The sequence below is a fragment of the Polymorphospora sp. NPDC051019 genome (assembly GCF_040683055.1).
Classification (GTDB): Bacteria; Actinomycetota; Actinomycetes; order Mycobacteriales; family Micromonosporaceae; genus Polymorphospora; species Polymorphospora lycopeni.
The window spans coordinates 428213-450975 of the sequence record NZ_JBFBCH010000004.1; the positions used below are offsets into that span (position 1 = coordinate 428213).

Here is a 22763-nt window from a genome sequence, read left to right on the forward strand (position 1 = left end):
GGGGCCCTGTGGAGCGCGGGCGACCGGCGTACCCGAGGGTTGTCCACAGCCCTTGTCCACCACGGACCGCACGGATAGCCTGCGCCCCGTTAGGGTGATCGGGTGATCGTGGCTGTCGGCATCGACGTGGTCCTGGTCGAGCGGTTCGCCCGGGCGCTGGCGCGCACACCACCGCTGGCCGAGCGGCTCTTCACCGAGGCGGAGCGGCACACCGGTGCCGGCAATCCGCGCTCGCCGGAGTCCCTGGCCGCGCGGTTCGCGGCCAAGGAGGCGGTGGCGAAGGCGCTCGGCGCCCCGGCCGGGTTGCGCTGGCACGACTGCGAGGTCGTCGCCGACCCGGACGGCCGGCCCTGGTTGACCGTCTCCGGCACGGTCGCCGCCGCGGCCGACGAGCGCGGCGTCAACCACTGGCACCTCTCGCTGTCCCACGACGGCGGGATCGCCTCGGCGATGGTGGTGGCCGAGCGATGAGGGCGGCGTGGCGGGCGGCCGACGTACGGGCCGCCGAGGACGGACTGATCGCCAGCCTGCCGGCGGACACCCTGATGCGGCGGGCCGCCGCCGGACTCGCACGCCGCTGCGCGCTGCTGCTCGCCGAACGCGGCGGGGTCTACGGCGCCCGCGTGCTGCTGCTCGTCGGGGCCGGCAACAACGGCGGCGACGCGCTCTACGCCGGTGCCACCCTCGCCGGCCGGGGCGCGACCGTGTCCGTACTCGCGCTGGCCCCCGACCGGATCCACGGTGGAGGACTGGCGGCACTGCGTATGGCCGGCGGCCGGCTCGTCACCACCCTGCCCGGCCGGGCCGACCTCGTCGTCGACGGCATCGTCGGCATCGGGGCCGCCGGCGGGCTGCGCCCCGACGCCGCCGCCCTGGTCGCGAAACTCGACACGCTCGCGTCCGCCGGGGGCGGCCGGCCCACGGTCGTCGCGGTCGACGTGCCCAGCGGCGTCGCCGTGGACACCGGCGACGTGCCCGGGGCAGCCGTACGCGCCGACGTCACCGTCACCTTCGGCTGCCTCAAACCGGCCCTGGTGGTCGGGCCGGCGGCCGTCCGCGCCGGCGAGGTCGACCTGGTCGACATCGGGCTCACCGACCGGCTGCGGGGCACCCCGGCCCTGCTGGTGCCCGAGTGGGACGACATCGCGGACTGGTGGCCGGCGCTCGGCCCCGAGTCGGAGAAGTACACCCGCGGCGTGGTCGGGGTCGCCACCGGCTCGACCACCTATCCGGGCGCCGCCGTGCTGTCCGTCGGCGGTGCGCTGGCCGGTCCGACCGGACTGGTCCGGTACGCGGGCGGCGCGGCGGCCGAGGTGCTGCACCAGCATCCGTCGGTGATCGCCACCGGCCGGGTCGCCGACGCCGGCCGGGTGCAGGCCTGGGTCTGCGGTTCCGGCCTCGGTGGCGGGGAGGCGGCCGCCGCCGAACTGCGGTCGGTGCTCGCCGCGCCGGTACCGGCGGTGCTCGACGCCGACGCGCTGACCATGCTCGTCGACGGCAGCCACGCCCGCCGGCTACGCGAGCGCACCGCGCCGACCGTGATCACCCCGCACGACCGCGAGTTCGCCCGACTCGCCGGTTCGCCCGCCGGCTCCGACCGGGCCGGCGCCGCGCTGCGCCTGGCCGCCTGGATGAACGCGGTCGTCCTGCTCAAGGGCGACCGTACGGTGGTCGCGACGCCGGACGGCCGGGCGTACGTCAACCCGACCGGCAGCCCCGCGCTGGCCACCGGCGGCACCGGTGACGTGCTCGCCGGGCTGCTCGGATCGCTGCTCGCCGCCGGGCTGGCCCCGGAGCGGGCCGCCGTGGCCGCCACCTTCCTGCACGGGCTGGCCGGCCGGGAGGCCGCCCGGCGTGGCCCGGTCACCGCCCCGGACGTCGTCGACGCCCTGCGCCCGGTCGTCGCCAGCCTCACCGCGCGGTGAGGCGCGAGCGCTGGTGACGGATACGTCGTGGCGACCGGCTCGGGGCGTCGGCCGCGGTCAGTAGGCTGAGCAGCATGTGGCAGGCCGAGGTGCGGATCGACCTTGACGCGATCCGCGAGAACGTGGCCCGGTTGCGGGCCGGCACGAGCGCCGAGCTGATGGCGGTCGTCAAGGCGGACGGCTACGGGCACGGGATGCTCCCGGCCGCCCGGGCGGCCCTGGACGCGGGCGCCGACTGGCTCGGGGTGTGCACCCTCGACGAGGCCCTTACCCTGCGTCGTGCCGGGGTGACCGCGCCGGTGCTCGCCTGGCTGTTGGCACCCGGGCTGCCGCTGCACGAGGGGGTGGCCGCCGACGTCGACCTGAGCGCGGCGTCGGTCGACCAGCTCGACGAGGTGCTGACCGCCGCCGGCCGGGCCGGCCACCCGGCCCGCGTCCATCTCAAGGTCGATACCGGGCTGGCGCGTGGCGGGGCGACCGCCGCCGACTGGCCGGTCCTGCTGGAGGCCGCCGCCAAGGCCCAGGCCGACGGCACCATCGAGGTGGTCGGGGTCTGGAGCCACTTCGCGTACGCCGACGCGCCCGGGCACCCGACGATCGACCGGCAGCTCGCCAACTTCCACGAGGGGCTGGCGCTCGCCGAACGGTGGGGGGTGCGGCCGCGCTACCGGCATCTGGCCAACTCGGCGGCCACCCTGACCAGGCCCGACACCCACTTCGACCTGGTCCGTCCCGGTCTGGCCGTCTACGGGCTGTCCCCGGTCGTCGGCGAGCGCTACGGGCTGCGGCCGGCGATGACGGCCCGGGCCCGGGTGATGCTCGCCAAGCGGGTGCCGGCCGGCCAGGGCGTGTCGTACGGCCACACCTACACCACCGCCCAGGAGACGACGCTGGCGGTCGTACCGCTCGGCTACGCCGACGGGATTCCCCGGCACGCCTCCAACGCCGGCCCGATCCAGCTCGGCGGGCGGGTCCGCACCATCGCCGGCCGGGTCTGCATGGACCAGGTGGTGCTCGACTGCGGCGACGACCCGGTGGTGGCCGGCGACGTCGCGACGCTGTTCGGGCCGGGCGACGGCGGCGAGCCGACCGCCGACGACTGGGCCGAGGCGGCCGGCACGATCAACTACGAGATCGTGACCCGGTTCGGCGGCGTACGCGTACCCCGGGTCTACGACGGGGCCCGCTGATGGCGGCCGACAACGGGCGGACGAAGGCGAAGCGGCGGGCCGGCATCTTCGGCGCCGTGGTCGGTGTGGCGGCGGCCGGGCTCGCGGCCGGCATCGCCGCCGAACGGGCCATCGTCCGGCGGTCCAAGCGGGGCGTCGGCGACATCTACGCCGAGGAGCGGTTCGGCGCCCTGCCGTACGACGAGACGTGCACCGTCACCACCGCCGACGGTACCGACATCCACGTGGAGATCGTCGAGCCGGCCGACGGGGTCGAGATCGACGCCGGATTCATCACCGGGGTGGCGGCCGGGCCGGCCGAGCCCACCATCGTCTTCGTGCACGGCTTCTGCCTCGACATGGGCACCTTCCATTTCCAGCGTTCGGAGCTGACCCGGCGCGGCGACTACCGGATGGTCTTCTACGACCAGCCCGGGCACGGCCGTTCGGGCCGGCTCGAATCGGGGGAGTACGAGCTGCCGGCGCTGGGGGAGACGCTGCGGGCGGTCATCGACGAGACGGTGCCGGAGGGGCCGCTGGTGCTCGTGGGGCACTCGATGGGCGGCATGACGATCATGGCGCTGGCCGAGCTCTACCCGGAGATGTTCGAGCGGCGGGTGGCCGGTGCTGTGCTGATCGCCACCTCCGGCGGCCTGGTGGAGCAGGCGAAGTTCGGCCTGCCGACCATCATCTCCCGGTTCGGCAGCCCGCTGTTGCCGCTGGTCAACAACGCGACCCGGCTCACCGGCGGGGTGATCGACCGGGCCCGCACCGCCGCCTCCGACCTGGCCTGGCTGCTGACCCGCCGCTACGGGTTCGGCACCACCCGGCCGAGCCCGGCCCTGGTGTCGTACGTGGAGAAGATGAACTCGGGCACCACGGCCGAGACGGTCGCCCGCTACCTGCGTACCCTCTACACCCATGCCCGCTATCCGGCGCTGGCCACCCTGCGGGAGACCCCGACCCTGGTCATCGTCGGTGACAAGGACATGATCACTCCGGTGGCGCACTCCGAGGAGATCCTTCGTCGCCTGCCGGACGCCGAATTCATCAAGATCGCTGACAGTGGCCACGTCGTCATGCTCGAACACGCCGACGAGGTCAACGCCGTGCTGATCGACTTTCTCGGGAAGCTCGAACGATGACCGAACTGTCCACCGTGGAGGAAACCCGGGCGTACGGCGCCCAGCTCGCCGGGATCCTGCGCGCGGGAGACCTGCTGGTGCTGGCCGGGCCGCTGGGCGCCGGCAAGACCGCGCTGACCCAGGGCATCGGCACCGGACTCGGCGTGCTCGGCGACGTCACCTCGCCGACGTTCGTCATCGCCCGGGTGCACCGGCCCGACCCGGCCCGTGGCGGCCGGGTGGCGCTGGTGCACGCCGACGCCTACCGGCTGGGCTCCACGTCGGACCCCCGGGCCGAGATCGACGACCTCGACCTCGACGCCTCGATGGACGACTCGGTGACCGTCGTCGAGTGGGGCGAGGGCATGGTCGAGCAGCACGGCGACGGCCACCTGCTGATCCGCATCGACCGGCGCGACGACGACACCCGGGTCGTCGAACTCGTACCGGTCGGCGGCGACTGGGCGGGCCGCCTGGCGAAACTGGGATATGTCGCACCGCCGTTCTAGGGTTCGGTCATCGTCCGAATCCACGAAAGGCCGCTGATGTCCCTCGACCTCCCGGCGCTCCTCCCGCCAGCCTGGCAGACGCTGCTGGCACCGCACCTCGACGCCGACCGCACCGCCGCGCTCGGTGCCTTCGTCGCCGAGGAATACCAGACCCAGACGGTCTACCCGCCGGTCGACGACCTGTTCAGCGCCTACCGGCTCTGCACGCCCGAGGACACCCGGGTGCTGATTCTCGGCCAGGACCCCTACCACAAGGCCGGCCAGGCCCACGGGCTCAGCTTCAGCGTCCGCGACGGGGTGTCGGTGCCGCCGTCACTGCGCAACGTCTTCAAGGAGCTGAACGAGGACCTCGGTGTCCCGGTGTCCCGCAACGGCAACCTGACCGCCTGGGCCGAACGCGGCGTGCTGCTCCTCAACGCGGTCCTCACCGTCCGCGAGGCCAAGCCCGGTTCGCACGCGAACAAGGGCTGGGAGGAGTTCACCGACGCCACGATCCGGGCGCTGAACGCCCGGGACAGCCGGGTCGTCTTCCTGCTGTGGGGCGGCTACGCCCGCAAGAAGGCGGCGCTGGTCACCAACCCGGCCCACGTGGTCCTCGAAGCCGGCCACCCCAGCCCGATGAACCCGAAGGGCTTCCTCGGCAGCCGGCCGTTCAGCGCCACCAACAAGGCCCTCGCCGACGCCGGGCTGCCCGGCATCGAGTGGGACCGCTCCGCCGGCTGACGCAGGTCGCCGCCCCGGACGGGCGGGCCCGGACGGCGTGTCGCGTACGCCGGGCCGGCCGGTGCCGGGCCGGCACCACGGCGCCGATTAAGGTGCACAACGTGCTGGTACTCGTGGTGGACTCGGCGACCCCGGCGGTGACGGCCGCTCTCGTGCGGATCACGCCGGACGGGGTGGCCCCGGTGGCAGCGCGTCGCGCCGTCGACGCGCGGGCGCACGGCGAACTGCTCGCCCCCCAGGTCGACGCGCTGTTCGCCGAGTCCGGCGACCGGCCGGCCGACCTGGCCGCGATCGTCGCCGGCCTCGGCCCCGGCCCGTTCACCGGGCTGCGGGTCGGGCTCGTCACCGCCGTCACTATGGGCCAGGTGCTCGGGATCCCGACCTACGGGGTGTGCTCGCTGGACGGCGTCGGTCGGCCGGCGGCCGGCGGCGAACCGGTGCTGGTGGCCACCGACGCCCGGCGCCGGGAGGTCTACTGGGCGGTCTACGCCGGCACCGGCGAGCGGGTGGCCGGCCCCGACGTGCACACTCCGGCCGAGGTGGCCGGCCGGGCCGGCGAACTCGGTGCCACCGCCGCCGTCGGCGACGGCGCGCACCGCTACGCCGACGCACTCGGCCTTCCGCTGCGCGCCGAGCCCCGCTACCCCGACCCGGTCGCCCTCGCCGAACTGGCCGCCGAGCGCGTCCTCGCGGCGGCCCCGTCCGAGCCGTTGACCCCGCTCTACCTGCGCCGGCCGGACGCGGTGGCCGCCACCGGCCGCAAGCCGGTGCTGCCGTGACCGGGCGGGGCGAGGTGGCGCGGTGAACCCGGCGGGTTCCGGTGAACCGGGCGGCATCCGGCTGACCCGGATGCGGTGGTGGCACGTCGACGAGGTGCTGCCGATCGAGGCGGACCTGTTCGGGGCCGAGCAGTGGTCGGCCGCCATGTTCTGGAGCGAGCTCGCCGGCGGGCACCACTACCTGGTCGCGCTCGACCCGGCCGGCACCGTGGTCGGTTACGCCGGGCTGGCCGTCATACCGCCCGACGAGAGCTGGGTGCAGAACATCGCCGTACGCCGCGACGCCCAGCGGTCCGGGGTCGGCCGCCGGCTGCTGGAGGCACTGCTGGCCGAGGCCGCCCGCCGCGAGGTACGACGTACCCTGCTGGAGGTCGCGGTCGACAACGCCGCCGCGCAGAGGCTCTACGCGGCGTACGACTTCGAGCCGGTCGGGATCCGGCGCGGCTACTACCAACCGAGCAACACCGACGCCCTGGTGATGATGCGCAATGGCTGACGAACCACTCGTACTCGGCATCGAGACGTCCTGCGACGAGACGGGGGTGGGCATCGTACGCGGGCACACCCTGCTCGCCGACGCGCTGGCCTCCAGCGTCGACCAGCACGCCCGGTTCGGCGGCGTGGTCCCCGAGGTCGCCAGCCGCGCCCACCTGGAGGCGATCGTGCCGACCATGCGGCGGGCGCTCGACCAGGCCGGGGTCACGATCGCCGACATCGACGCCATCGCGGTGACCGCCGGGCCGGGGCTGGCCGGTGCGCTGCTGGTCGGGGTCGCCGCCGCGAAGGGCTACGCGGTCGCCGCCGAGAAGCCGATCTACGGGGTGAACCACCTCGCCGCGCACGTCGCCGTCGACACCCTGGAGCACGGCCCCCTGCCCGAGCCGGCGGTCGCGATGCTGGTCTCCGGCGGGCACTCCTCACTGCTGCTGGTCGACGACCTGACCGCCGGGGTGACCCCGCTGGGGGCCACGATCGACGACGCGGCCGGCGAGGCGTTCGACAAGGTGGCCCGGCTGCTCGGGCTGCCGTTCCCCGGCGGCCCGCCGATCGACCGGGCCGCCCGGGAGGGGGACGGCGCCGCGATCGCGTTCCCGCGCGGCCTGACCGCGCCGAAAGACCTGGCCGCGCACCGGTTCGACTTCTCGTTCTCCGGGCTGAAGACGGCGGTCGCCCGCTGGGTGGAGGCGCGGGAGCGGGCCGGCGAGCCGGTCCCGGTCGCCGACGTCGCGGCGTCGTTCCAGGAGGCGGTCTGCGACGTGCTCACCGCCAAGGCGATCGACGCCTGCCGGCAGCACGGGGTCGAGACGCTGGTCATCGGGGGCGGGGTGGCCGCCAACTCGCGGCTGCGGGCGCTGGCCGAGCAGCGCTGCGCCCGGCACGGGATCACCGTACGGGTGCCACCGCCCCGACTGTGCACCGACAACGGCGCGATGGTGGCCGCGCTCGGCTCGCACCTGGTCGCGGCCGGGATCGCGCCGAGCCGGTTGGACCTGCCGGCCGACTCCGCGATGCCGTTGACGACGGTGAGCGTGTAGTGTCCGCGCACGTGATCGTGCGGATGTGGGAGGCGCGGGCCGAGCCGGCCCGGTTCGCCGACCTCATCACGTGGGTGTGCGAGACGGTGCTGCCGGAGTTCGACCACAGTCCGCTGCACCTGTCGAGCGAGGTCTTCTCGTCGGTCGACCACCGGGTGGTGGTCATCTCGAAGTGGCGCAGCGCCCCGATGGCGCTGCCCGACCCACCGCCGGCACTGGTGGCCCGGCCACCCCACACATGGGACTTCACCCAGGTCGACCGCTGATCCACGACCGGGCCGGTGCCGCCGGTCGATGCCGGCGCGGCCGGCCGGAAAACCGCTGGTGACCAACGGATGAGTCTCGTAACGTCGGCGGTGCTATGCGGCCCTTACCCGTCGGTGATCCCGGCACCCCCGACCACCGCAGCGCGACCCACTACCTGATCTGGCTGGCTCGCCGCGCGTGGCCGTCGATGACCGGCGCCGTCCTGCTGGCCATCGTCTGGATGGTGGCCCAGGCACTGATGCCGGCCGTGATCGGCCGCGCCATCGACGTCGGAATCGCCGGCCGGGACCCCGACGGCCTGCTGCACTGGGGACTGGTGCTGCTCGGTCTCGGCGTGCTCCAGGCCGCCGCCGGTGTCGGGCGACACCGGTTGGCCGTCTTCAACTTCCTCGCCTCCTCCTACCGCACCATCCAGCTCACCGTCGAGCGGGCCAACCAACTCGGTGCCACCCTGCCCAAACGGCTGGCCGCCGGCGAGGTGGTCAGCATCGGCACCGCCGACATCAGCCACATCGGTGCCGCACTCGACATCACCGCCCGGGGCACCGGTGCCGTCGTCGCGATCGCCACGATCACCGTGATCCTGCTCGCCACCTCGGTCCCGCTGGGGCTCGTCGTCCTGATCGGCGTACCGCTGCTGATGGCGGTCGTCGGCCTGCTCATCCGCCCCCTACACCGGCAGCAGGAGGAATACCGCGACCAGCAGGGCACCCTGACCACCCGCGCCGGCGACATCGTGGCCGGGCTCCGGGTGCTGCGTGGCGTCGGCGGCGAGCCGGTCTTCTCGGCGCGCTACCGGGCCGAGTCGCAGGACCTGCGTAAACGGGGGATGCGGGTGGCCGGTATCGAGTCCTATCTGGAGGCGGCCCAGATCCTCCTGCCCGGCGTCTTCGTCGTCCTGGTGACCTGGCTCGGCGCCCGGTTCGCGCTCCGTGGCGACATCACCGCCGGACAGCTCGTCGCCTTCTACGGCTACACGGCGTTCCTGGTCTCGCCGCTGCGGACCCTGACCGAGGCGATCGAGAAGATCACCCGTGGGCACGTCGGCGCGCAGCGGGTCGTCCGGCTCTTCACGCTCACCCCGGAGCTGTCCGACCCGGCCCGGCCCCGGGAGTGGCCGCGATCCGACGCCGAACTGGTCGACCCCGAATCCGGGCTCGTGGTCGCCCCAGGCCGGTTCACCGCGCTCGCCGCGGCCGACCCCGTCGACGCGGTGGCGATCGCCGACCGGCTCGGCCGGTACACCGACAGCGAGGCGAGCTATGCCGGCGTACCCCTGCGGGAGCTGGCGCTGACGTCGGTCCGGGAGCGGATCCTGGTGGCCGACAACGGCGCCGCCCTGTTCACCGGCCGGCTCCGGGCCGAACTGGACCCGCACGACCGGGCCGACGACGAGACGGTCGAAGCCGCGCTGGTCGCGGCGAGCGCGACGGACATCGTGGCGGCGCTGCCGGCCGGGGTCGACGCGGTCGTGGCCGAGCGGGGCCGGGAGTTCTCCGGCGGCCAGCAGCAGCGGCTGCGGCTGGCCCGCGCCCTGGTCGCCGATCCGCAGATCCTGATCCTGGTCGAGCCGACCAGCGCCGTCGACGCGCACACCGAGGCGCGGATCGCCGGCCAGCTCGGGCCGGCCCGGGCCGGCCGTACGACGCTGGTCTGCACGACCAGCCCGCTGGTCCTCGACCGGGCCGACCGGGTCGTCTTCGTCGAGGACGGCAAGGTCGTCGCCGAGGGTGGCCACCGTGAGCTGGTCGCCACCGAGCCGCGGTACGCCGCCGTCGTCACCCGCGGGGAGGAAGCGTGAGCGGGCGGGCGTTGCCGGTCGCCGACGCGGCGCAGGCGCGGGCGTACGCCCGGGTGCTGTTCCGCCGCCACCCACGTGCCCTGGCCTGGGCGCTCGGCCTGCACGCGCTCGCCGCGATCGCCGGGCTCGTCGCGCCGCGGCTGCTCGGCGACCTGGTCGAGGCGATCTCGCAGGGTACGACCACGGTCACCGTGGACCGGATCGCGCTGGCGATCGGCGGGTTCGTGGTGGTCCAGGCGGTGCTGGTGCGGTTCGCGCACCTGGCGTCGGCGCGCCTCGGAGAGCGGGTGCTCGCCGAACTGCGGGAGGAGTTCGTCGACCGGATCCTGGCCATCCCCTTGTCTACAGTGGAGAAGGCTGGCTCGGGCGACCTGCTGACCCGGACGTCCCGCGACGTCTCGGCGCTGTCGAAGACGGTTCGGTTCGCCGTGCCCGAGACGTTGATCGCGATGGTCACCTGCGTCTTCGTCGCGCTGGCACTGGTGCTGGTCAGCCCGCTGCTGGCGCTGCCGTGCCTCATCGCGGCGCCGCTGCTGTACGCCGGAACCCGCTGGTACCTGCGCCGGGCGCCGGCCGGCTACCTGCGGGAGAGCGCCACCTACTCCGACATCACCGACGGCATCGCGGAGACCGTCGACGGTTCGCGGACCACCGAGGCACTGCGCCAGGCGGCCCGGCGCCGGGTTCGCACCGACGCGGACATCCGCCGGTCGTACGCGGCCGAGCGGTACACCCTCTTCCTGCGTACGGTGTGGTTCCCGGTTGCCGAGATCAGCTACGTCATCCCGGTGGTGGCCACCCTGGTCCTCGGCGGCTGGTTCTACTTCGAGGGCTGGGTGACGCTCGGCCAGGTCACCGCCGCCACGCTCTACGTACAGCAGTTGATCGACCCACTGGACCGGTTGCTGTCCTGGCTCGACGAGCTGCAGGTCGGCGGTGCCTCGATGGCCCGGTTGCTCGGCGTCGCGCAACTGCCCGACGACCGGGCGGCGTCGGCGGCCAAGCCGGACGGCGAGCGGGTCGTCGCCCGGGACGTCCGGTTCTCGTACCTGCCGGAGCGCGACGTCCTGCACGGTGTCTCGCTCGCGGTCGAGCCGGGGGAGCGGCTGGCGATGGTCGGCCCGTCCGGGGCCGGCAAGTCGACCCTCGGCCGGCTGCTCGCCGGCATCCACAGTCCCCGGACCGGCGTGGTCACGGTCGGCGGGGCGCCGCTCGTCGGCCTGCCGATCGAGGAACTGCGTTCGCACGTGGCCCTGGTGACCCAGGAGCACCACGTCTTCATCGGCACGCTGCGCGACAACGTCGCCATGGTCCGCCCCGACGCCTCCGAGGACCAGGTACGCGCCGCGCTGGCCGCGGTCGACGCGCTCGGCTGGGCCGACGAGTTGCCGGAGGGTCTTGCGACGGTCGTCGGCGCGAAGGGACATCCGCTGTCGGCGGCGCAGGCGCAGCAGTTGGCGCTGGCCCGTCTGGTCCTCGCCGACCCGCACACGCTGGTGCTCGACGAGGCCACGTCCCTGATCGATCCGCGGGCGGCCCGGCAGCTCGAACGCTCGCTGGCGGCGGTGCTGGAGGGGCGTACGGTGATCGCGATCGCGCACCGGCTCTTCTCCGCGCACGACGCGGACCGGGTCGCGGTGGTGGAGGACGGCCGGATCGCCGAGCTGGGATCGCACGACGAGCTGGTCGCCGCCGACGGGTCGTACGCCGCCCTCTGGCGCTCCTGGCACGGCACCCGTCCCTAGCGTCAGGTTCCACCATCCGGCCGGGTGCTTCGGCGGCCCGCGCCGCGGGCAGTCGGCACGCGCTGCCGGGACGGTCCCGCGACCGGGTCCTGCTGTCTGGCGGGTCCTGCCATCGGACGGGTCCTGCCACCGGACGGTACTGCTGTTGCGGTCCACAGCGAATTCGGCGTACCCACAGCGAACTCGCTGTGGACCAGAACAGCAACATGTCCCCGCTCGACACCTGGACCTCTTGGTCGAGGATCAGAGTGTTGCAAAGACTTCTTTGCAACACTATCTTTGCATCCATGTCTTTGGAAGAGGATCGGGTTTTCCTCGACGGGCGTTCGTTGCGGGGGATCGCCCACCCGCTGCGGGTCCGCATCCTCAGTGCACTGCGCGAGGACGGGCCCGCCACCGCCACCCGGCTCGCCGAACTTCTCGGCGAGTCGACCGGCTCCACCAGCTACCACCTGCGCCAGCTCGCCACCTACGGCTTCGTGGTGGAGGACACCGGGCGCGGCGTCGGCCGGGAACGCTGGTGGCGGGCCGCCCACCGGTTCACCAGCTTCGACGGCGAAGCCAACCGGGACATGCCCGAGGAGAGCGCCGCCTACCTGCGGGCCGTCGCCGCCCTCTACGCCGGGCGGGTCGAGCGCTGGCTCGACGAGTCGGCTGATCGCACCGGGCCGTGGCGCGGCACCGGAACCGTGAGCGACTGGCGCCTCCGGTTGACCGCCGAGGAAACCCGCGCGCTGGAGGACGAGCTGACCGCGGTGCTCGACCGCTACCGCGACAGCGGCCGTCCCGCCTCGGACGGCGCCGAGCGGGTCGTCGTACAGGTGCAACTCATGCCGTTCCTCCGGACCGAGGGCGGGGCGGAAGCGTGAAACGGCAGGGCCTGATCGCGCTGCTCACCGCCGAGGTCGTCTCGCTGGTCGGCAGCCGGATGAGCATGATCGCGCTGCCCTGGTTCACCCTCGTCACCACCGGCAGCGCCGCCCGTACCGGCATCGTCGCGTTCGTCGAGATGCTGCCGTACGTGCTCGCCTGCGGGCTCGGTGGACCGCTGCTCGACCGGCTCGGCCACCGCCGGGTCAGCGTCGCCGCCGATCTCGGCAGCGCCGCCGCGCTGATCGCCGTACCCATCCTGCACGCCGGTGGCCAGCTGCACTTCGGCGTACTGATCACGCTGATCGGCGTCGTCGGGCTCCTGCGCGGGCTCGGCGACACCGCGAAACGGGTCGTCTTCCCGGAGACCGTCGCCGCCTCCGGGATGGAGATGACCCGGGCCACCAGCCTGCACGACGGGCTCGGCCGCCTCGCCACCCTGCTCGGCGCCCCGCTGGCCAGCGTGCTCATCGCGACCCTGGACGCGTCGACCGTACTGGCCATCGACGCCGCCACGTTCCTGCTGGCCGGCGTGATCGTCGCGGTCCTGGTCCCGGGCGTACGGCGGGTGGTGGCCGCGGTCACCGACCGGGAGGCGTACCTGCCGGCGCTGCGGGCCGGGCTGGCGTTCCTGCGCCGGGACCGGCTCATGCTCGGCATCACGCTGCTGCTGTTCGTCACCAACCTCGCCGACGCCGCGTACGGGACGGTGCTGGCGCCGTTCTGGGCCAGCGACGTGATCGGCTCGCCGGTCGCGCTCGGGGTGCTGTCCGGCGTCTTCGCGGTCGGCGCGGTGCTCGGCAACGTGGTCTTCACCGCCGTGGCGCCGAGGGTGCCGCGGTTCGCCGTGTTCGCCGTCGGGTTCCTGATCGCCGGGGCACCGCGGTTCGCCATCCTGTCCGTGGCCGACGCGCTGTGGATCGTGTACGTCGTGTCGTTCGTGGCCGGCGTGTCGATCTCGGCGGTCAACCCGATCCTCGGCGCGGTGTCGTACGAGCGGGTTCCGGAACACCTGCGGGCCCGGGTCCTCGGCCTCGGGCAGGCGATCGGGTGGGGTGGCATGCCGCTGGGCAGCCTGCTCGCCGGCTGGGCGGTGCAGGGCTTCGGCCTGAACGCGGCACTGATGCTCTTCGGTGGCGCCTACCTGGCGGTGACCGTGCTGCCGTTCGTCAGCCCGACCTGGCGCCAGATGAACCGTCCACCCACCGACCAGCCCTCCACCACCGACCAGCCCTCCACCACCGCCGAGCCCGCGCACCCCGCCGCCCCGGGCACCCCCGCCGAGCCGGTGCCGCGCTGAGTGCCGAGCCCGTGCCGCCGCCCGCGCCGAGCCGGTGTCGCGTTGATCAAGGAGGAAGCGTGCCCGCTTCATGCGAATTGTCGCGCAACAACTCCTTGATCAACGCGGCGCCAGCGGCGCCAGGGCGCCAGCCGGGGGCGGCGGCGCGCGCCAGTCCCGGGGGCAGGGTCAGGCGGTGGCGTCCAGGGGGGCCGCGAGCAGGTGTTCGAAGGCCAGTTCGGCGGCGCCGATCAGGGCGGCGTCCTCGCCGAGTTGCGGGGTACGCAGCTTGACCTGCTCCCGCGACGCGGGCAGCGCCATCGAGTTGAGGCGGCTGCGGACCCGGGCGGCCGAGGCGAGGTAGACGTCGCGCAGCGTACCGCCGAAGATCACCATTCCGGGGTTGAAGATGTTGACCAGGTTCGCCACCCCGAACCCGAGCCAGTCGCCGACCTCCCGTACGGCCGCCTTGGCGCTGGCGTCGCCACGGGCGGCCGCGTCGACGATCGACAGCGCCGCCCGGCGCCCGGTGCCACCGCCGCCCGCGGCGCCGTCCAGCAGGGCGTATTCGCCGATGACGGTTTCCCAGCAGCCCCGGGAGCCGCACCCGCACTCCCGCCCGCCGGGCTGCACCACCATGTGGCCGACCTCGCCGCCGAGGCCGCCGTGGCCGGTCAGCCGCCGGCCACGCACGATGATCCCGGCGTCGACGCCCACGTCACGGTGCAGGTAGATGAGGTCGTCGCAGCCGACCGCGGCGCCCCGGGCGTGCTCGGCCAGCGCCGAGACGTCGGCGGCGTTGCCGACCAGGATCGGCCGCTCCGGGGCGAGGTGCGCGTCGAGCGCCGCGCCGAGCGACCGGTCGACGAAGCCGGTCTCCGGCTTGACGTGGACCGGCCCCTCCTCCCGCATCTCCAGTCCGCAGACCGCGACGCCGGCGCCGACGTACGTCGAACCGGCCGGGACCGCCTGCTGCATCTCCTTGACGAAGGCGGCGAGCAGCGGCGCGGTCTCGGCGGCGGCGACCCCGTACGGGCGGGCCGTCTCGCGCCGGTCGAGTACCGCGCCGCCGAGCCCGACCCGGGCGGCCCGCAGCCGGTCCACCTCGATGCTGTACGCGTAGGCGAAGACGCGTTCGGACTCTGGCCGGACGACCGGTGACGGCCGCCCGGCCCGGCCGGTTTCCCGCGGTGCCCCCTCGCTGACCAGGCCGGCACCGGCGAGGTCGGCGGTGAGCGCCCCGATGGTGCTGCGGTTGAGACCGAGCGCGGTGGTGAGTTCGGCCCGCGAGGTGGCCCCGTGGATGTGCACGTAGCGCAACAGGGCACCGAGGTTCTGCCGGCGGATCTCCTCCTGGCTCGGTCCTACACGCATCGTCTCGGTAACTCCACGGTGGCGGCGGTCAGCGGTTGCCGGTGGCGGTGGCCCGACGTCGGGACAGCGCGTCGACGCCAGCGGCCAGCAGCAGTACCGAACCGGTGACCACGTACTTGACCCCCGAGCTGTATCCCATCAGACCCATCCCATTGTTGATCACGGCGACCACGGCGCCGCCGAGCACCGCGTCGAGTACCCGGCCCTTGCCGCCGAAGAGGCTGGTGCCGCCGATGACCGCGGCCCCGACCGCGTAGAGCAGGACGTCGCTGCCACCGGTGTTGGCGTCGACCGAGTTGGCCCGGCTCGCCGCCACGATTCCACCGATCGCCGCCATCGCGGAGCAGATGACGAAGACCGAGATCCGGATCCGGTCGACGTTGATGCCGGCCCGCCGGGCCGCCTCCTTGTTGCCGCCGACAGCGTAGATGTGCCGGCCGTACGCGGTGCGCTGGAGCACGAAAGTCCAGACGATCAGCAGTACGGCGATGATCGGCACCACGATCGGCACGCCCTTGAGCGAGGTGACCAGCACCCGGCTGCGTTCCTGGTTGAGGATGTAGACGGCGACGCCGAGGATCAGTGCCAGCCCGCCGATCCGGGCGGCGACCACGGCGAGCGGGTCGGTGACGAGTCCCCGGGCCGCCCGTTTGCGGTGCCGCAGCAACTGCACGGCGGCGTAGCCGGCCACCGCGACGCCGGCCAGCACCCAGCCGAGCACCGGCGGCATGTTGCGGTTGGCGATCGCCACCAGGACGCTGTCGCGCACCGACACGTTGTTGCCGCCCTTGATCAGCAACAGCACGATGCCCTGGAACGCCAGGAAGCCGGCCAGCGTCACCACGAACGACGGAATGCCGATCTTGGCGACCAGGAGCCCGAGCACCAGGCCGATCAGCACCCCGGTGCCGAGGGCCGCGACCAGTGCCACGTACCAGGGCAGGCCCTGCTCGGTGACGAGCACCGCGAGCACGGCGGCGCAGACCCCGCTGGCGAAGCCGGCGGACAGGTCGATCTCGCCGAGCAGCAGGACGAAGACCAGCCCCATCGCGATCAGGGTGACCGCGGCGCCCTGGGTGAACAGGTTGGCGAAGTTGCCGGCCGACAGGAACGAGGGGCGCATGATCGAGAAGACCACGCAGAGCACGACCAGACCGAGTACGGCCGGCAGCGCCCCGATGTCGCCGCCGCGTACCCGGGCCAGGTAGCCCCGGACGTGGTCGCCGAGGGTCGGAGCGGGCGCCGGTGCCGACTCCTTCTGCACCGCAGCCGTCGTGGTGGTCATCGGTCCGCTCCCGTGCTGGTGGTCTTGCCGAGGTCGGCGGTGCTCTCCGTGCGACCGGCCGTGATGAGTTCGACCACCTGGGCGTGTGTCACGTCGGTGGTCCGTACCTGGGCGACCATCTGCCCGAGATAGAGCGCCGCGATGCGGTCGGAGACGGCGAAGACGTCGTTCATGTTGTGCGAGATGAGCACGACGGCCAGGCCGTTGTCGGCGAGCCTGCGGACCAGTTCGAGCACCTGCGCGGTCTGCGCGACGCCGAGCGCGGCGGTCGGCTCGTCGAGGATGACCAGCTTGCTGTTCCACAGCACGGCCTTGGCGATCGCCACCGTCTGCCGCTGCCCGCCGGACAGGCTGGAGACGTGCTGGCGCAGGGACTGCACCGTACGCACCGACAGCCCGGCGAGCGTGTCGGCGGCCATCTGCTCCATGGTCGCCTCGTCGAGCACCAGCCCGCTGCGCTTCTCCCGGCCGAGGAACATGTTCTGCACGATGTCGAGGTTGTCGCAGAGCGCGAGGTCCTGGTAGACGACCTCGATGCCCAGGCCGGCGGCGTCCCGGGGGCTGTTGATGCTGACCGGCGCGCCCTCGAAGAAGAACTCGCCCGCGTCGGTGGGATGGATGCCGCTGATGCACTTGACGAGGGTGGACTTGCCGGCGCCGTTGTCGCCGACGAGGGCCGTCACCTCGCCGGGCTGGACGGCGAAGGCGACGTCGCGCAGGACCTGTACGGGACCGAAGCTCTTGTCGATCCCGCGTAGCTCCAACAGGGGTGTCGCGGACACGGATGGTCTCCTTCTGAAGTGTCCGGTCGGGCGGTGTCCGGCAGGCCGCCGCCCGGCACCGGCGGGCGTGGGTACGCCCGTCGGGGCCGCCGGGCGGCGGCCTGACGACCTTGGCGGGGACTAGCTGATGCCGACCTCGGCGCACCGGGCGGCGAACTCGCCGGCGCACAGTTCGGCCTGGGTGACGTAGCCGTCGTCGACGACGTCCTTGACGTTCTCCTTGAAGATCGCCTTCGGGGTGAGCAGCACCGACGGGACGTCCCGGCCGCTCTCCGGGTCCTTGACCGTCGTCTCGACGTTGCTGGTCTCGCCCTTGGCCAGGGCGATGGCCAGTTCGGCGGCGGCGTCCGCCTCCTGCTTGATCGCCTTGTAGACGGTCATGCACTGGTCGCCGGCGAGGATGTTCTGGAGCCCCTGCACGGTGGCGTCCTGGCCGGTGACCGGGACCTTGCCGTTGAGGTTGTTCTTCTTCAGCACCGAGATGACCGCGTTGCCGAGGCCGTCGTTGGCGGCGAGCACGCCGTCGATCTTGCCGCCGGTCGAGGTCAGCATCTGTTCGAAGATCGTGCCGGCCTGGGTGTTGTTCCACTCCGGGACGGACTGGTCCGGGCCCTTGGTGTATTCCTTCGAGTCGTACTTGGGGTCGAGGACCGAGTCGTAGCCGTTCTTGAACAGGGTCGCGTTGTTGTCGGTGGGGGAGCCGTTGAGTTCGGCCACCACCGGGTTCTGGGCGCCCTTGTCGGCGAGGCACTTCACCAGGCCCTCGCCCTGCTGCTTGCCGACCACCTCGTTGTCGAAGCTCACGTAGTACTGCGCGGAGCCGCCCAGGGTCAGCCGGTCGTAGTCGATCGTCGCGACGCCCTGCGACTTGGCCTTGTCCAGCACCGCCTTGCCGGTTCCGGAGTCGAGGTTGACGATCATCAGCACGGTCGCGCCGTTGGTGATCATCTGGTCGGCGATGGTCTGGAAGGCGGCCTTGTCGCCCTGGGCGTTCTGGATGTCGTGCGCGATTCCGGCCGCGTCGAACGCCGCCGCCAGGAACTTGCGGTCCGCGGTCTCCCAGCGGGCCGAGGAGGCGCTGTCCGGCAGGATCACGCCGATCTTCGGCGTCGCGCCGCCGGGGCCGGTGTCTTCGCCGTCGCCGCACGCGGCGACCCCGCCGACGGTCAGCAGGCCCACGGCGGTCAGGGAGAGGATCCCTCTGCGCATTGCACGGGTCCTTTCGGAGGGTGAGCCCCGGACGAGGGGCAGGGTGGGGTTCGGACCGGGGGTGCGAAACCGGTCATAATGTTTTGTTGTGTCCGGCAACGTATTAGGTGCGGCGTGGGTCACACAAGAGTGCCGAGGCGGCGAGTTTGTTGTCGGCGATAACAATTCAGCAACGTCACCGAATTCGGCGGTCGCGGTCCTGGTCAGGCGGTTGCGATGGCGGCGAGGGTCGCGTCGGTCAGGCTGATCAGGTCACCCGGGGCGATCTCGATCTGCAGGCCCCGCCGGCCGCCGGAGACGAACACCGTCGACCACCGCGGCGCCGAGACGTCCAACACGATCGGTAGCCGGGTCCGCTGGCCGAGCGGGGAGATGCCGCCGGTGACGTAGCCGGTCGCGCGCTCGGCGGCCGCCGGCTCGGCCATCGCGCCCCGCTTGCCGCCGGCCGCGGCCGCCAGCGCCTTGAGGTCCAGCGAGCCGGTCACCGGCACCACGCCGACGGTGAGCCGGCCGTCCACAGTGGCCACCAGGGTCTTGAACACCCGCTCCGGCGCCACCCCGAGTGCCGCGGCGGCGGCCAGGCCGTACGACGGCGCGGCCGGATCGACCCGGTAGGGGTGCGCGGTGAACGGCACCTTCCGTCTGGCCAGCAGTGCCGTCGCCGGGGTGCCCTTGCCCGCCATGGTCGCGACCCTACCGCCGCCCCGGCCGGTCGGCAGCGCAACGCCCGAGGGCCGGCTTCACCCCACTGTGGACGGCCGGCTCAGGCGACCGGCCGGCACAGGACGACGGTCGGTGCGCCGGCGACCCGGGTCAGCACGAGGGAGGTCGCCGCCGGGCCGGCGAGGCGCAGGTCACGGCGCAGCCGTTCCGGGTCGAGGGCCGAGCCCCGCTTGAGGATCTCGACCCGCCCGACGCCCCGGTCACGCAGCAGCGCCCGCAGTTTCTTGAGCGAGAAGGGCAGCACGTCGGTGATCTCGAAGCAGCGGCCGTACGGCGTGACCCGGCCCTGGTCGGTGTAGACGTAGGCGATCGACGGGTCGGCGAGCACGCCGTCCACGGTGGCGGCGAACTCGGCCACCAGGTGGGCGCGCACCACGGCGCCGTCCGGGTCGTGGAGGTGGCCGCGCGGGGCACCGACCGGCGCGGCGATGTCGCCCGGCCCGGTGAGTTCGGTCACGGCGGGAACCGGGGACGCGCCGGCCGGTGCGGTGCGCAGCAGGGTGGCCCGGCGCGGCGTCGCCGCGAGCGGTCCACACCAGAACGCCGCCTCGACCACCTCACGATCGACGCTGACCCACTCGGCCTCGGCGCCCTCGGGTACGAGCGCGTGGTCGACGCCGGGGGCGACCTTGACCACGGTTGCCGGGACCCGGCGGGTCAGTTCGGCGACGAAGTCCCACGGCGGGGAGTAGGCGGTCGGGTCGAAGACCCGCCGGCCGGTGCCGGAGCGGCGGGCCGGGTCGCAGAACACGGCGTCGACGGTCGACACGTCGAACCGGGTGGCGTCGCCGCACGTGACGGTGAACCGGTCGGCCACGCCGGCGGCCACCGCGTTCGCGGCGGCCATCGCCGCGGTCAGCGGGTCGGCCTCGACGCCGTACACCCGGATGCCGGCCCGGGCGGCGGCGATCGCGTCGGCGCCGAGGCCGCACCCGAGGTCGGCCAGGGTCCGTACGCCGGCGGCGGCCAGCCGCGCGGCCCGCCGGTCGGCGACCACGGCGCGGGTGGCCTGCTCCAGGCCGGCCCGGGTGAAGAACATCCCGGCGGCGACCGGGCCGAACTTGGTGGCGGCCCGCCGCCGCAGGTCGGTCTGGGTGAGCGCGGCGGCGGCGAGGTCGGCGGGTACGCCCCGGGTCCGCAGCGCGGCGGCGGCGGCCAGCGGGTCGCCGCCGGGCAGTCCGGCGGCCGCGGCGAGCGCGGTCTCCCCGGCCGGGGTACGCAGGGCGTCGAGCACGGCGAGTTCCACCGGCCCATTGTGTCGGGCCGGTCGGCGCCGGTGCCGGCTACGTCATCCGGCGGGTCGGGTTGGCACTCTCCTTGACGGAGTGCTAGCGGCGGCCTAATCTGCGATTAGCACTCTCGACAAGAGTGTGCCAGCGATCCGGCCCCGGCCGGTGGCTGGACAACGCCAGGCGGACCGGCACCCGCGACGACGGACCGCCCGGTGGCATGAGGCAGATTGACGCCGGTTGGGCGATCGACCGGCTACGAAACCAGATACCCCAGGAGGGTATGCCCGTGACTACCGCGACCAAGGTTGCGATCAAGCCGCTCGAGGACCGGATCCTGGTCCAGGCGAACGAGGCTGAGACCACCACCGCTTCCGGCCTCGTGATCCCCGACACCGCCAAGGAAAAGCCGCAGGAGGGCACCGTCCTCGCCGTCGGCCCCGGCCGCATCGACGAGAAGGGCAACCGGATCCCGGTTGACGTCCAGGTCGGTGACACCGTCGTCTACTCGAAGTACGGCGGCACCGAGATCAAGTACGCCGGCGAGGAGTACCTGGTGCTCTCCGCCCGCGACGTCCTCGCGGTCATCGAGAAGTAACCAACTGATCCGTGACGCAGCCCCGGACCGGCTCGCCGGGCCGGGGCTGCGTCGCTTCGAGAGGAACATAGATGGCGAAGATCCTGAGCTTCTCGGACGACGCCCGACACCTGCTCGAACACGGTGTCAACACCCTCGCGGACACGGTCCGGGTCACCCTCGGTCCGCGCGGGCGCAACGTCGTCCTGGACAAGAAATTCGGCGCTCCCACGATCACCAACGACGGTGTCACCATCGCCAAGGAGATCGAGCTCACCAACCCGTACGAGAACCTCGGCGCGCAGCTCGTCAAGGAGGTGGCGACGAAGACCAACGACGTCGCCGGTGACGGGACCACCACCGCGACCGTGCTCGCCCAGGCGATGGTGCGCGAGGGCCTGCGCAACGTGGCGGCCGGCGCCAACCCCTCCGGCCTCAAGCGGGGCATCGAGGCCGCGGTCGAGAAGATCTCCGCGGCGCTGCTCGAGAAGGCCGTCGAGGTCGACAGCCGGGCCGCGATCGCCCACGTGGCGACCATCTCGGCGCAGGACGCCACGATCGGTGACCTGATCGCCGAGGCGATGGAGAAGGTCGGCCGCGACGGTGTCATCACCGTCGAGGAAGGCTCCACCCTGGCCACCGAGCTGGAGGTCACCGAGGGCCTGCAGTTCGACAAGGGCTTCATCTCTCCGCACTTCGTCACCGACTCCGAGGCGCAGGAGGCGGTGCTCGACGACCCGTACATCCTGATCACCACGCAGAAGATCTCCGCGATCGAGGAGCTGCTGCCGCTGCTGGAGAAGGTCCTCCAGACCAGCAAGCCGCTGCTGATCATCGCCGAGGACGTCGACGGCCAGGCGCTGTCGACCCTGGTGGTCAACTCGATCCGCAAGACCGTCAAGGTCACCGCGGTGAAGGCACCCGGGTTCGGCGACCGCCGCAAGGCGATGCTCCAGGACATGGCGATCCTCACCGGTGCCGAACTGGTCGCGCCCGAGCTCGGCTACAAGCTCGACGCGGTCGGCCTGGAGTCGCTGGGCACCGCCCGGCGGGTCGTGGTCGACAAGGACAACACCACCGTCGTCGACGGTGGCGGACGGCCGAACGAGGTCGCCGACCGGGTCGCCCAGATCCGCAAGGAGATCGAGGCCTCCGACTCCGACTGGGACAAGGAGAAGCTGTCCGAGCGGCTGGCGAAGCTGTCCGGCGGCATCGCGGTCATCAAGGCCGGCGCGGCCACCGAGGTCGAGATGAAGGAGCGCAAGCACCGCATCGAAGACGCGATCGCCGCCACCCGCGCCGCCGTCGAGGAGGGCACCGTACCCGGTGGTGGCGCCGCGCTGGCGCAGATCACCTCGGTGCTCGACGGCGACCTCGGCCTCACCGGCGACGAGAAGGTCGGTGTCAGCATCGTCCGCAAGGCGCTGGTCGAGCCGCTGCGCTGGATCGCCCAGAACGCCGGCTTCGACGGCTACGTCGTCGTGCAGAAGGTCGCCGAGAGCAGCTGGGGCACCGGCCTCAACGCCGCCAGCGGCGAGTACGTCGACCTGGCCAAGGCCGGCATCATCGACCCGGTGAAGGTGACCCGCAACGCGGTCGCCAACGCCGCCTCGATCGCCGCGCTGCTGCTCACCACGGAGAGCCTGGTCGTGGAGAAGCCGGCCGAGCCGGAGCCGGCCGCGGGCGGCCACGGCCACTCGCACGGCCACGGACACGGCCACCAGCACGGCCCGGGCTTCTGAGTCCCGGCGTCGACGCACGCGGATCGGGGCGCCCACCGTACGGTGCCCTCCTCGACGGCGGCGCGGGTGGCGGCGATCGCGTCTTCGATGCGGTGCTTGCGCTCCTTCATCTCGAC

Annotated in this window: 22 protein-coding genes; 16 read left to right on the forward strand and 6 right to left on the reverse strand. The window is 73.0% G+C overall.

What is annotated here, in order from left to right:
* Window positions 1-102 precede the first annotated feature (102 nt).
* The 14 genes from AB0M79_RS11150 (at window position 103) to AB0M79_RS11215 (ending at window position 13747) form a co-directional block, all read left to right on the forward strand.
* A complete protein-coding gene (locus AB0M79_RS11150) occupies window positions 103-471 on the forward strand; it encodes a holo-ACP synthase (protein WP_364210888.1) in 369 nt (122 codons plus the stop codon).
* A complete protein-coding gene (locus AB0M79_RS11155) occupies window positions 468-1925 on the forward strand; it encodes an NAD(P)H-hydrate dehydratase (RefSeq protein WP_364210891.1) in 1458 nt (485 codons plus the stop codon). Before AB0M79_RS11150 ends, AB0M79_RS11155 begins: the two co-directional genes overlap by 4 nt.
* A gap of 74 nt (window positions 1926-1999) precedes the next feature.
* The gene (gene alr, locus AB0M79_RS11160; RefSeq protein ID WP_364210894.1) at window positions 2000-3115 is read left to right on the forward strand and encodes an alanine racemase; all 1116 of its coding nucleotides are present in this window, start codon (window positions 2000-2002) and stop codon (window positions 3113-3115) included.
* Window positions 3115-4239 (forward strand): alpha/beta hydrolase, encoded by a 1125-nt coding sequence (locus tag AB0M79_RS11165; protein ID WP_364210897.1) that lies wholly within the window; start codon window positions 3115-3117, stop codon window positions 4237-4239. The genes alr and AB0M79_RS11165 overlap by 1 nt, the downstream gene beginning before the upstream one ends.
* A complete protein-coding gene (tsaE, locus tag AB0M79_RS11170) occupies window positions 4236-4727 on the forward strand; it encodes a tRNA (adenosine(37)-N6)-threonylcarbamoyltransferase complex ATPase subunit type 1 TsaE (protein WP_364210900.1) in 492 nt (163 codons plus the stop codon). The genes AB0M79_RS11165 and tsaE overlap by 4 nt, the downstream gene beginning before the upstream one ends.
* Window positions 4728-4763: 36 nt before the next feature.
* Window positions 4764-5450, forward strand: coding sequence for a uracil-DNA glycosylase (locus AB0M79_RS11175; RefSeq protein WP_364210903.1), 687 nt, complete (start codon window positions 4764-4766; stop codon window positions 5448-5450).
* Window positions 5451-5551: 101 nt separating this feature from the next.
* Complete coding sequence (tsaB, locus tag AB0M79_RS11180; RefSeq protein WP_364210906.1) at window positions 5552-6229, forward strand: tRNA (adenosine(37)-N6)-threonylcarbamoyltransferase complex dimerization subunit type 1 TsaB; 678 nt, start codon at window positions 5552-5554, stop codon at window positions 6227-6229.
* A 70-nt stretch (window positions 6230-6299) separates the two neighbouring features.
* Window positions 6300-6725 carry a ribosomal protein S18-alanine N-acetyltransferase gene (gene rimI / locus AB0M79_RS11185; RefSeq protein ID WP_364211024.1) on the forward strand — a complete coding sequence of 142 codons (426 nt, stop codon included), beginning with the start codon at window positions 6300-6302 and terminating at the stop codon, window positions 6723-6725.
* A complete protein-coding gene (gene tsaD / locus AB0M79_RS11190) occupies window positions 6718-7764 on the forward strand; it encodes a tRNA (adenosine(37)-N6)-threonylcarbamoyltransferase complex transferase subunit TsaD (protein WP_364210909.1) in 1047 nt (348 codons plus the stop codon). Before rimI ends, tsaD begins: the two co-directional genes overlap by 8 nt.
* Window positions 7765-7775: 11 nt before the next feature.
* Complete coding sequence (locus tag AB0M79_RS11195) at window positions 7776-8030, forward strand: hypothetical protein (protein WP_357534141.1); 255 nt, start codon at window positions 7776-7778, stop codon at window positions 8028-8030.
* 95 nt (window positions 8031-8125) lie between these two features.
* Window positions 8126-9832 carry an ABC transporter ATP-binding protein gene (locus tag AB0M79_RS11200; RefSeq protein ID WP_364210912.1) on the forward strand — a complete coding sequence of 569 codons (1707 nt, stop codon included), beginning with the start codon at window positions 8126-8128 and terminating at the stop codon, window positions 9830-9832.
* Complete coding sequence (locus tag AB0M79_RS11205; RefSeq protein ID WP_364210915.1) at window positions 9829-11577, forward strand: ABC transporter ATP-binding protein; 1749 nt, start codon at window positions 9829-9831, stop codon at window positions 11575-11577. Before AB0M79_RS11200 ends, AB0M79_RS11205 begins: the two co-directional genes overlap by 4 nt.
* Window positions 11578-11864: 287 nt before the next feature.
* Window positions 11865-12446, forward strand: a complete 582-nt coding sequence (locus AB0M79_RS11210; protein WP_364210918.1) for a winged helix-turn-helix domain-containing protein — start codon at window positions 11865-11867, stop codon at window positions 12444-12446.
* Window positions 12443-13747 carry an MFS transporter gene (locus AB0M79_RS11215; RefSeq protein ID WP_364210921.1) on the forward strand — a complete coding sequence of 435 codons (1305 nt, stop codon included), beginning with the start codon at window positions 12443-12445 and terminating at the stop codon, window positions 13745-13747. Before AB0M79_RS11210 ends, AB0M79_RS11215 begins: the two co-directional genes overlap by 4 nt.
* 168 nt (window positions 13748-13915) lie before the next feature.
* On the opposite strand, the gene AB0M79_RS11220 is transcribed toward AB0M79_RS11215, so the two are convergent.
* The 6 genes from AB0M79_RS11220 to AB0M79_RS11245 all read right to left on the reverse strand — a co-directional run bounded on the left by AB0M79_RS11220 (window position 13916) and on the right by AB0M79_RS11245 (window position 20345).
* A complete protein-coding gene (locus AB0M79_RS11220; RefSeq protein ID WP_364210924.1) occupies window positions 13916-15100 on the reverse strand; it encodes an ROK family protein in 1185 nt (394 codons plus the stop codon).
* Between the two features lie 28 nt (window positions 15101-15128).
* Window positions 15129-16385 (reverse strand): ABC transporter permease, encoded by a 1257-nt coding sequence (locus AB0M79_RS11225; RefSeq protein ID WP_364210927.1) that lies wholly within the window; start codon window positions 16383-16385, stop codon window positions 15129-15131.
* Complete coding sequence (locus AB0M79_RS11230) at window positions 16382-17167, reverse strand: ATP-binding cassette domain-containing protein (RefSeq protein ID WP_357534013.1); 786 nt, start codon at window positions 17165-17167, stop codon at window positions 16382-16384. The genes AB0M79_RS11225 and AB0M79_RS11230 overlap by 4 nt, the downstream gene beginning before the upstream one ends.
* A gap of 120 nt (window positions 17168-17287) precedes the next feature.
* Complete coding sequence (locus AB0M79_RS11235; protein ID WP_364210930.1) at window positions 17288-18376, reverse strand: substrate-binding domain-containing protein; 1089 nt, start codon at window positions 18374-18376, stop codon at window positions 17288-17290.
* 203 nt (window positions 18377-18579) lie between these two features.
* Window positions 18580-19059, reverse strand: coding sequence for a Cys-tRNA(Pro) deacylase (gene ybaK, locus AB0M79_RS11240; RefSeq protein WP_364210933.1), 480 nt, complete (start codon window positions 19057-19059; stop codon window positions 18580-18582).
* A gap of 80 nt (window positions 19060-19139) precedes the next feature.
* Window positions 19140-20345 (reverse strand): methyltransferase domain-containing protein, encoded by a 1206-nt coding sequence (locus AB0M79_RS11245; RefSeq protein ID WP_364210936.1) that lies wholly within the window; start codon window positions 20343-20345, stop codon window positions 19140-19142.
* Window positions 20346-20611: 266 nt separating this feature from the next.
* Between AB0M79_RS11245 and groES the strand changes: the two genes are divergently transcribed.
* A complete protein-coding gene (groES, locus tag AB0M79_RS11250; RefSeq protein ID WP_212822863.1) occupies window positions 20612-20926 on the forward strand; it encodes a co-chaperone GroES in 315 nt (104 codons plus the stop codon).
* Between the two features lie 71 nt (window positions 20927-20997).
* Entirely contained in the window at window positions 20998-22647 is a 1650-nt protein-coding gene (gene groL / locus AB0M79_RS11255; protein ID WP_364210939.1) for a chaperonin GroEL, read from the forward strand.
* The last annotated feature ends 116 nt before the right edge of the window (window positions 22648-22763 follow it).